8 protein-coding genes are annotated in these 9712 nt (G+C 68.5%); 7 read left to right on the top strand and 1 reads right to left on the bottom strand.

What is annotated here, in order from left to right:
* The 7 genes from tagH to tagF all read left to right on the top strand — a co-directional run.
* Positions 1-683 (top strand): type VI secretion system-associated FHA domain protein TagH (gene tagH / locus NON22_RS15115; RefSeq protein WP_257387781.1); only part of this gene is annotated, 683 nt, incomplete at its 5' end.
* Positions 680-1519, top strand: coding sequence for a PP2C family protein-serine/threonine phosphatase (locus tag NON22_RS15120; protein WP_257387782.1), 840 nt, complete (start codon positions 680-682; stop codon positions 1517-1519). The genes tagH and NON22_RS15120, both read left to right, overlap by 4 nt.
* A gap of 136 nt (positions 1520-1655) precedes the next feature.
* Positions 1656-2210: a type VI secretion system lipoprotein TssJ gene (gene tssJ, locus NON22_RS15125; RefSeq protein WP_257387783.1), complete on the top strand. Its 555-nt coding sequence runs from the start codon at positions 1656-1658 to the stop codon at positions 2208-2210.
* A gap of 41 nt (positions 2211-2251) precedes the next feature.
* Positions 2252-3586, top strand: coding sequence for a type VI secretion system baseplate subunit TssK (gene tssK / locus NON22_RS15130; protein ID WP_257387784.1), 1335 nt, complete (start codon positions 2252-2254; stop codon positions 3584-3586).
* 82 nt (positions 3587-3668) lie between these two features.
* The gene (locus NON22_RS15135; protein WP_257387785.1) at positions 3669-4961 is read left to right on the top strand and encodes a DotU family type VI secretion system protein; all 1293 of its coding nucleotides are present in this window, start codon (positions 3669-3671) and stop codon (positions 4959-4961) included.
* Positions 4961-8560 carry a type VI secretion system membrane subunit TssM gene (tssM, locus tag NON22_RS15140; protein ID WP_257387786.1) on the top strand — a complete coding sequence of 1200 codons (3600 nt, stop codon included), beginning with the start codon at positions 4961-4963 and terminating at the stop codon, positions 8558-8560. Before NON22_RS15135 ends, tssM begins: the two co-directional genes overlap by 1 nt.
* Positions 8560-9156: a type VI secretion system-associated protein TagF gene (gene tagF, locus NON22_RS15145; protein ID WP_257387787.1), complete on the top strand. Its 597-nt coding sequence runs from the start codon at positions 8560-8562 to the stop codon at positions 9154-9156. Before tssM ends, tagF begins: the two co-directional genes overlap by 1 nt.
* 138 nt (positions 9157-9294) lie before the next feature.
* Here the strand turns inward: tagF and NON22_RS15150 are convergent.
* Positions 9295-9712 (bottom strand): hypothetical protein (locus tag NON22_RS15150; protein ID WP_257387788.1); only part of this gene is annotated, 418 nt, incomplete at its 5' end.

Consider the following 9712-nt stretch of genomic DNA (forward strand, 5'->3'; position numbering starts at 1 on the left):
CAGCGCCGGCAACGGCGCCGCCGACTGCCGCACCGGCGGCATCCGCTGCGGCGGCGCCGAACGCGGCGAGCGTCGATCACGACACTGCCGCGATCCTGCGCACCGCGTTCGCGCGCGGCTGCGGCATCGACGTCAATCACATCGGCGAGTTCACGCCGCTCGCGCTCGAGACGCTCGGCCGCATCGTCGCGGCGATGACGTCGGGCACGATACGCCTGATGCACGGCCGCTCCTCGACCAAGCACGAGATGCGCGCGAACGTGACGATCATCGCGACCGACGGCAACAATCCGCTGAAGTTCGCGCCCGACGGTGCGGCCGCGCTGACGCAACTGCTCGGCCGCGGCTCGCCGGGCTTCATGCCGCCGCTGCGCGCGATCGAAGACGCGTTCGACGATCTGTCGGCGCATCAGGTCGGCCTGCTCGCCGGCTCGCGCGCAGCGATGTACGACGTCGCGAGCATGCTCGGCCCCGACCGCTTCCTCGCCCGCGCCGGCGAGAAGACCGGGCTGGAAACCGTCATGCCGGCCAAACACAAGGCGCGCCTCTGGGATCTCTACGAGAACGGCTATCAGGAGATGGTCGGCGAGGCGCGCGAGGAGTTCGAGAACCTGTTCCAGCGCGCGTTCGCGCGCGCGTACGAACAGGAGATCGATCGCATCAACACGGGGAACAGCCGGTGAATACCTACGTCGCTGGCAGCGGTATCCGCATCGAGTTCGCGACCTTGTCGGGCCAGGGCGGACGCGACTACAACGAGGACGCCTGCGGCTACTGGACCTCCGACGGCGGCGCCTGCTTCATCGTCTGCGACGGTGCCGGCGGCCACGGCGGCGGCGACGTCGCCTCTGAGACCGCCGTGCGCACCCTGCTGTCGGCCTATTCGACGGCGCCGGAGCTCAGCCGGCAGAACATCGAACGCATCATCACGCAGACCGACGTCGCGATCCGCTACGGCCAGCAGCTCGCCGGCGGCCTGCGCAAGATGAGCGCGACGGTCGCCGCGCTGTTCTTCGACGGCAACGCGCAGAAGGCGCAGTGGTCCAACCTCGGCGACACGCGCCTGTACCTGTTCCGCAAGCGGCACTGCCGCCAGCTGACCAAGGACCACAGCGTCGTGCAGACCTTCGTCGACGCCGGCGTCATCAACGAGAGCGAGATCCGCAACCATGCCAAGCGCAACCTGCTGTTCGCCGCGCTCGGCATGGGCGACGGCGTGCCGCCGGCCGCGCTCGAGACGGCCTTCGACATCGACGACGGCGACGCCTTCCTGATCTGTACCGACGGCTTCTGGGAAGTCGTGCTCGAAGCGGAGATGGTCGAATGCCTGACGCGCGCCGATTCGGCCGAGGAGTGGCTGCTGCAGATGGAACAGCTGATCCAGCTGCGCGGCACGCCGCTGCAGGACAACTACAGCGCGCTCGCGGTCTGGGTCGGCCGCCCGAACGAGATCACGATGCCGTGGCCGGATCAGGCGGCCGTCGCCGAGCTCGTCGAGGCGGGCTCCGGTTCCGCCTGAGCCGCCGCCGGGCGCACCGGTTCATCGCAACAGGCTTTGTCATCACCGCGTTTCGACCGACGGACAAGCTCCCCCGACTCGTCCGTCCACTTCCACTCACAGCGCCGCTACCACAATGACCGCCCATCGCTCGCCCATGCTCCTCTCGCCGCGCCTGCGTCCTGACTCCCGTCAGGTCGGACTGCTGCTCTGCCTGTCGCTGCTCGCCCTGCTCGGCGCCTGCTCGTCGGCGCCGAAGAAACGCAATCCGGTCACCGTCGAAGTCGTCGTGACGGCCGATGCCCGGCTCAATCCGGACATGAACCAGCGGCCGTCGCCGGCCGTCGTCACGGTGCTCAAGCTCAAGCGCGCGGCGCCGTTCCTCGACGCCGACTACTTCACCCTGGCCGACGAGACCAAGGGCAGCCTCGACGGCGTCGTCGTGCTGCGCGATCCGTTTCCGATCCAGCCCGGCGCGGCGGTGAAGAAGAGCTACACCTTCGACGCCGACGAGGACGCGATCGGCGTCATGGTCGGCTACCGCGACATGGAGAACAGCGTCTGGCGCGCGGCGCTCGACCTGCCGCCGCAGCGCAAGAAGTGGATCAAGCTGCCCGAGTTCCTCAAGAGCGGCAAGCCGACCGTCGAGTACAAGGTCACGCTCGAGGAACGCAAGGTCACCCTCGTCGGCCCGCCGCTGAAGAAGAAGTGACGCCATGCGAGCACGCCGCAGCGCCAGCCAGGGAAGGTGAGATGGACCCGTACAAGAAAGTCGTCTGGGCCGAGGGCATGTTCCTGCGCCCGCAGCACTTCCAGCAGCAGGAACGCTATCTCGAGTTCCACGCGCACCAGCGCAGCCTCGCGGCCGAGCCGTTCTTCTGGGGCTTCCGCGAGCTGCGCCTCGACGTGGCCGCGCTCGCGGTCGGCAAGCTCGCGATACAGAACGCGATCGGCCTGCTGCCCGACGGCACGTCGTTCGCGTTCCCGACGCAGAGCGCCGCGCCCGATCCGCTGCATTTCGGCGAAGGCGTGGTCAACCAGACCGTCTATCTCGCGCTGCCGCTGAAAAGACCGGGCACCGAGCACGTCGTGTTCGAGGACCATCCGGCCTCGCTCGCGCGCTACACGGTCAGCGACGCCGTCGTACGCGACGAGAACTCGATCGCCGGCGAGCCGGCCGACCTGCAGCTCGGCACGCCGCGCCTGCGCCTCGTGCTCGAGAAGGATCTCGCCGACGGCTGGCTCGGCATCGGCGTCGCGCGCGTCGTCGAGTGCCGCAGCGACCGCCAGCTGCTGCTCGACAGCGAATACATCCCGCCGGTGGTCTGCTGCTCCGCGTTCGCCTACCTGCTGTCGCTGCTCAACGAACTGCACGGCCTCGTGAACCAGCGCGCCGACGTGCTGGCCGACCGCCTGAGCCAGCCCGGCCGCGGCGGCGTGTCGGAAGTCGGCGAGTTCCTGCTGCTGCAGATGCTCAACCGCTACCAGCCGCTGCTCGCGCATCTGATCAATCCGTCGGTGCTGCATCCGGAACGCTTCTACGCCGCGCTCGTGCAGATCGCCGGCGAGCTCGCGACGTTCATGGAGGCCTCGCGCCGGCCGACGAGCTGGCCGCACTACGATCACGACGATCTGTACGGCTGCATCATGCCGCTGATGTTCCTGCTGCGCCGCGGCCTGTCGACCGTGCTCGAGCAGAACGCCGTGCAGATCGACCTGCAGATCCGCAACTACGGCGTGCGCGTCGGCCACGTCAACGACACCGAGCTGCTGCGCAACGCCCAGTTCATCCTTGCCGTGCACGCGAGCACGCCGCCGGAGACGCTGCGCACGCACTTCCCGACGCAGGTCAAGATCGGTCCGGCCGACAAGATCCGCGATCTCGTGAATCTGCACCTGCCCGGTGTCGGCCTGCGCCTGCTGCCGGTCGCACCGCGCCAGATTCCGTATCACGCGGGCTATCACTATTTCGAGATGGACACTTCGGTCGATCTGTGGAAGCAGCTGCAGAACACCGGCACCCTGGCCCTGCACGTGGCCGGCGAATTTCCCGACCTGGAACTCGAATGCTGGGCCGTGCGCCGCTGAGCGGCGTCCTCGGCACGACACGGCACGCTCGCCCCGGGCCGCGCTGAATTCCGGCGGGTACTGACCCCTGACAGAACCGACCATGTCCAACCCTTCGTTCAACGCCGGCAACAACCGCACCTTCGTGATGCCGAGCCCGGGCGGCGCCGCAGCGCCGCTGTCGGCGGCGTCGCAGCCCGTCTGGCAGTCGCACGAGCCGGAGATCCCGTCCGGCAATTCGCCGCTGATCGCGCTGGCCAATCCGATCCTCAATCTCGTCTATCAGATCCGCACGCTCGTGCACAACGCGGATCCGGAGCGCCTGAAGAACTACCTCGCCGACGAGATCCGCCGCTTCGACGCGACGGCGAAGGCGCAGGGCATTCCGCCCGAGCACATCGTCGCGGCGCGCTACTGCCTGTGCACCGTGCTCGACGAAGCCGCGGCGCAGACGCCCTGGGGCAGCTCGGGCGCCTGGTCCAAGAATTCGCTGCTCGTGACCTTCCACAACGAGACCTGGGGCGGCGAGAAATTCTTCCAGCTGCTGGCCAAGCTCGCGCAGACGCCGGCGCAGTACATAGACGTGCTGGAGCTGATGTACTACTGCATCGCGCTCGGTTTCGAGGGGCGCTACCGCATCGTCTCCAACGGCCAGAGCCAGCTCGAGAATCTCAAGCGCCGCCTCGCCGACATCATCAAGACCGCGCGCGGCGTGCCCGACCGCGCGCTGTCCATCCACTGGCAGGGGCACGCGGCCGAGCTGCCGCGGATCTGGGGCATGATTCCGGTCTGGGTCTCGGCCATCGTCGCGGTCGTGCTCGGCGTCGGCTTCTACATGCTGCTCGCGTTCTGGCTCGCGGCGCGCTCGGACAAGACTTTCGTCGCGATCAGCGCGCTGAAGCTGCCGGCGCCGCCGGCGGTCGTGCGCGACGCGCCGCCGCCGCTGCGCTTCTCGAAGTTCCTCGAGAAGGAAATCCGCGAAGGACTCGTGTCGGTCAAGGAGAACGCCGAGCAGAGCACCGTGACGATACGCGGCGACGGCCTGTTCGAATCCGGCAGCGCGACGATGCGGCCGCAGTACCGCGACATCGTCGACCGCATTGCCGCGGCCATCGGCGAAGTGCGCGGCCGCGTGCTCGTCAGCGGCCATACCGACGACCGGCCGATACGCAGCGTGCGCTTCCCGTCGAACTGGGAGCTGTCGCAGGAACGCGCGCGCGCCGTCGCCGCGCAGCTCGACGCGACCGTGCGCACGCCGGGCCGCATCACCACCGAGGGTCGCGGCGAAGCCGATCCGATCGCCGACAACGCGACGCCGGCCGGCCGCGCGCAGAACCGCCGCGTCGAGATCACGGTGTTCGCCTCTCCGGCGGAGCTCACCAAGGAGGTTCGCTAGTGCTGCGCCGTCTGTTGTCGCTGATCTTCAACCGCTACGTATTCATCGCGCTGGGCCTGCTCGCGCTGGCCCTGGCGATCTGGTTCCTCGGCCCGCTGTTCGCGTTCGCGAACTACCGGCCGCTCGAACCGGTCGTCGTACGCGTCTGGATCATCGTCGCCATCTTCGCGCTCGTCCTGCTGCGCCTGCTCGTGCGCCTGTGGCGCAAACAGCGCATGAACGCGCGGCTCATCGACGCAGTCATGGGCCTGCGCGAAGCCAAGCCGGCCGCGCCGGACGATCCGTCGCGCGCGGCCATCGACGAGCTGCGCGGCAACTTCGAGCGCGCGCTGACCCAACTCAAGAAAACGCGCTTCGGCGGCAAGAAGGAAACCGGCCTGTTCGCCCAGTTCGGCCAGAAATACCTGTACCAGATTCCGTGGTACGTGTTCATCGGCGCGCCGGGCTCGGGCAAGACGACCGCGCTGCTCAACAGCGGCCTGCGCTTCCCGCTGGCCGAGGAAATGGGCAAGGAAAGCATCCGCGGCGTCGGCGGCACGCGCAGCTGCGACTGGTGGTTCGCCGACGAGACGGTGCTGCTCGACACGGCCGGCCGCTATACGACGCAGGAGAGCGACGCCGCGGCCGACAAGGCCGAATGGGAAGGCTTCCTGAAGCTGCTCAAGCGGTTTCGTCCGCGCCAGCCGCTGAACGGCGCGATCCTGACGATCTCGGTCGCCGACCTGCTGACGTCCAACGAGGACGAGCGCGTGCGCCATGCCGCGCGCATACGCGCGCGTCTGAACGAGCTGACCGAGAACCTCAGCATCGCGTTCCCGATCTACGTGCTCGTCAGCAAGGTCGACCTGCTCGGCGGCTTCAACGAGTACTTCGCGAACCTCAGCAAGGAAGAGCGCGCGCAGGTCTGGGGCTTCACCCTGCCGCTGCAGCTAGCCGATTCGACGAGCCGCGAGCAGCTCGGCAAGCAGATGGAACAGGAGATGGACGCGCTCGCGCGGCGCCTGTTCGACAAGCTGCCCGAGCTCATGCTGGCCGAGAACGACACGGCGCGGCGCGCGCGCGCCTACACCCTGCCGCAGCATTTCGCGAACCTGACGCCGCTGGTGCGCCAGCTGCTGCAGAACGTGTTCGCCGACTCGAAGTTCGCGCCGACCGCGATGCTGCGCGGCGTCTACTTCACGAGCGGCACGCAGGAAGGCACGCCGTTCGACCGCCTGCTCGGCAGCCTCAACCGCAGCCTCGGCTTCGACGGCCGCGTCTCGCTGCAGCAGACACCCAAGAGCGGCAAGAGCTTCTTCCTGCAGGACCTGCTGCACAAGGTCATCTTCCCCGAAGCGCATCTGGCCGGCCGCAACCGCCGCGCCGAGCGGCGCGAGCGCTGGCTCAGCATCGCCGGCCACCTGGGCGTGATCGTGTTGCTGACCGCCGCCGTGCTCGGCTGGGCCGTGAGCTACAAGCGCAACACCGGCTACATCGACTTCGTCGATTCCAAGACCGCGCTCGTCGATGGCCATCTCAAGAGCATGCAGAAGGGCGAAGGCGGCACCCTGATCGAGCTGCTGCCGGGCCTGAACGCGCTCGCCCGGCTCGCCGACGGTCCGAACTTCACGGTCGGCGACCCGCCGCTGAACCTGACCTACGGCCTGTACCAGGGCCGCAAGCTCGACGCCGCCGCGCAGGATTCCTACCGCAAGGCCATCGAGCGCGCACTGCTGCCGCGCATCGTGCGCCGGCTCGAGGAGCTGCTGCGCACGACCCCCGAAGACAACCTCGAGCTGACCTACGAGACGCTCAAGGTCTATCTGATGCTCAGCGAGCCCAAGCACTACGACGCGGCGACCGTCGAGGCGTTCCTGCGCCTGGACTGGGAACGCAGCCTGCCGCCCTCGGCGACGCAGGAGCAGCGCGAGCAGCTGTTCGTGCATCTGTCGCGGCTGCTCAATGCCGATTCGGTCGCCTCGCCGTTCCCGATCGACGCGGAGCTCGTGCGGCAGAAACGCGAGCAGCTCGCGCGCTATTCGCTGGCCCAGCGCGCCTACAGCCGCCTGAAGAACCGCCTCAACAACGGCTCCCTGAGCGACTTCACGATCGCCGAAGCCGGCGGGCCGCAGGCCACGCTCGTGTTCCGCCGCGCGAGCGGGCAGCCGCTGACCAAGGGCATACCCGGGCTGTTCACCTACCACGGCTATCACAACGTGTTCCTGCCCGAAGCCGAGTCGGTGCTCGGCCTGCTCGAGAATGAGGAAGCCTGGGTGCTCGACCGCGTCGCCCAGCGTCCGCAGCAGCAGCTCGAAGGCCTGACCGAAGGCGCGCTGCAGCGCGACCTCAAGCGCCTGTACCTGCACGAGTACGTCGGCCTCTGGGAGGCCTATATCGGCGACGTACGCCTGATCGACAGCAACTCCATGTCGCAGAGCATCGAGACCGCGCGCATCCTGTCCGCGCCGGATTCTCCGGTCGCGCAGTTCCTGCGTGCAGTCGCGCGCGAGACCACGCTGATCAAGCCCGACAACACGAACGACCAGTCCCTGCTGACCCAGGCCAAGCGTCAGGTCAACACGGCCGCCGACGACCTGCGCCGCACCCTGGGCCCGTCGATGGTGCCGGCCGCCGCGCGCAAGGAAGAACGTCTCGAACGCATCGTCGACGACCGCTTCGAGCCGATACGCCGGCTCGTCGGCGCGAACGGCGGCACGTCGCAGATCGACAACGTCATGAAGCTGTTCAACGAGCTGTACATGAACATGTCGGGCACGCAGGCCGCGCTCGCGACGCGAACGACCCTGACCGTGCCGTCGACGGAAGTGCTGACGCGCGTGCGCGCCGAGGCCGCGCAACTGCCGATGCCGCTGCGCGGCATGCTCGAGAACCTCGCCGACAGCAGCAGCCGCCAGACCGACGGCAGCATACGCAGCACGCTCGGCGGCGAGCTCGACAGCTCGCTCGGCGAATTCTGCCGCCGCGCGATCCAGGGCCGTTATCCGTTCGAGCGCTCGGCCACGCAGGAAGTCACGCTCGCGGACTTCTCGCGCATGTTCGGCCAGGGCGGCCTCATGGACCAGTTCTTCCAGACGCGGCTCGCGCCGATGGCCGACGTGTCCGGATCGACCTGGGTACTGCGCCAGCCCGGCGGCGCGCAGGTGCCGCTGGCCTCGTTCCAGAAGGCCGCGCGCATACGCGACGTGTTCTTCCCGTCCGGCGGCAAGGCCATGGATCTGTCGTTCGAGTTCAAGGTGCTCGAGATGGACGCGACCATCGAGCAGATGACGCTCGACGTCGACGGACAGGTGTTCCGCTACGCCCACGGTCCGCAGGTGCCGCAGCGCGCGACCTGGCCCGGCCCGCGCGCGACGAACCAGGTGCGCATCGTCACGGCCAGTGCGAAGGACGGCGAGAAGTACCTCGTCAAGAGCGGGCCCTGGGCGCTGTTCCGCCTGTTCGACGAAGGCGAGATCCGCCCGGGCGCTGGCCCCGAGCGCTTCGTCGCGGCGCTGCTGATCCACGGCAAGCGCATCGTGCTCGAAGTCACCGCAAGCAGCGTGCAGAACCCGTTCCGGCTGCGCGAGCTCGTCAGCTTCTCGTGTCCGGGCCGCATCTGATGAGCGGGCACGCGCTCGTCGGCGAATTCGGCTTCTACGGCAAGGTTCCGGCGCTCGGCGACTTCGTCTCGCGCAGCCTGCCGCGCGAGCAGATCGGCGTGGTCGACGAATGGATGCGGTCAGGCCTGTTCGCGCTGCGCTCGATTTCCGAGCAGTGGCTCGACAGCTATCTCGTCTCGCCGGTCTGGCAGTTCGTGCTGCCGGCCGGCGTCTGGTCGCCGGCGCCGCTCTGCGGGCTGCTGATGCCGAGCGTCGATCGCGTCGGCCGCTATTTCCCGTTCTTCACCTGCGCGTCGCTCTCAGCCGCGGCCAACGGCGACGCCGGCACGCTCTGGCGGCGCCTGTCGCGCATCGCCATGGACCTGCCGCGCGTGCTGCACGAACAGCTCGACGCCGAAGCCTCGCTGCAGCTGCTGCAGGACGCTGCCGTCAACACGGCCGAAGACTGGCGCGGCATCGTCAGCCTGAACGAGTTCAACCCGAACGGCAACCGCTCGATCTGGTGGTCCGAACGCACGCACTACATGCCGCTGCGCGAATACCAGCACCGCGGCAAGCCCGACACGGATCTGTTTCTGCGCCTGTTCGGACATTGAACGCGACGACGTCGCCGCGCCTGCGGCGGTGGGCGCAAGCGAGCCGCAACACCGAGACGGCGAGCGCGCCCTCGAACCGCTGATCGAGATGCCGGCAACGTGACGTTGCGGTTCGCCTGCGCTCGCCGCAACGGCCGCTCAGCGAATCCGCCGCAGCTCCTGCTCGACGTCGGCGAGCAGCGGCTCGACGGCTTCCTCGGCCTTTTCGCGCGCGTTGAGCGCCGTGAAGTCCACCGGCTGCGGCCTCGCGCGGAACAGCAGCTCGCCGTCGCTGACGCGATAGGCGCTGAGGCTGACTTCGGCGCTGTAGAGCGTGGACGCGTTGCCGTAGTAGGCGACTTCGGTCGTACCGATCGGGTTCGCGTCGAGATAGAACACCGCGTCGGCCTTGCGCGCATAGGCCTGCGGCTCCGAGTCGCGCGAGCGGCCGTTGCTCTGGATCACGCGGAAACCCTGCTCGCGCGCGAACGCGCCGAGCGCGTCGCGGGCCGGCGAAGCGATCACGCTGTCGCCGCTGATGACGATCGCGACGGTCGGCGCGCGCCGCGCCGGCGTC

This window comes from Tahibacter caeni, from assembly GCF_024609805.1.
In the GTDB taxonomy this organism is placed as follows: domain Bacteria; phylum Pseudomonadota; class Gammaproteobacteria; order Xanthomonadales; family Rhodanobacteraceae; genus Tahibacter; species Tahibacter caeni.

Excerpts from the sequence above, each read along its gene's own strand:
- tssJ (WP_257387783.1), top strand. The coding sequence starts at position 1,656 with ATGCTCCTCTCGCCGCGCCTGCGTCCTGACTCCCGTCAGGTCGGACTG.
- tssK (WP_257387784.1), top strand. The coding sequence starts at position 2,252 with ATGGACCCGTACAAGAAAGTCGTCTGGGCCGAGGGCATGTTCCTGCGC.
- NON22_RS15135 (WP_257387785.1), top strand. The coding sequence starts at position 3,669 with ATGTCCAACCCTTCGTTCAACGCCGGCAACAACCGCACCTTCGTGATG.
- tagF (WP_257387787.1), top strand. The coding sequence starts at position 8,560 with ATGAGCGGGCACGCGCTCGTCGGCGAATTCGGCTTCTACGGCAAGGTT.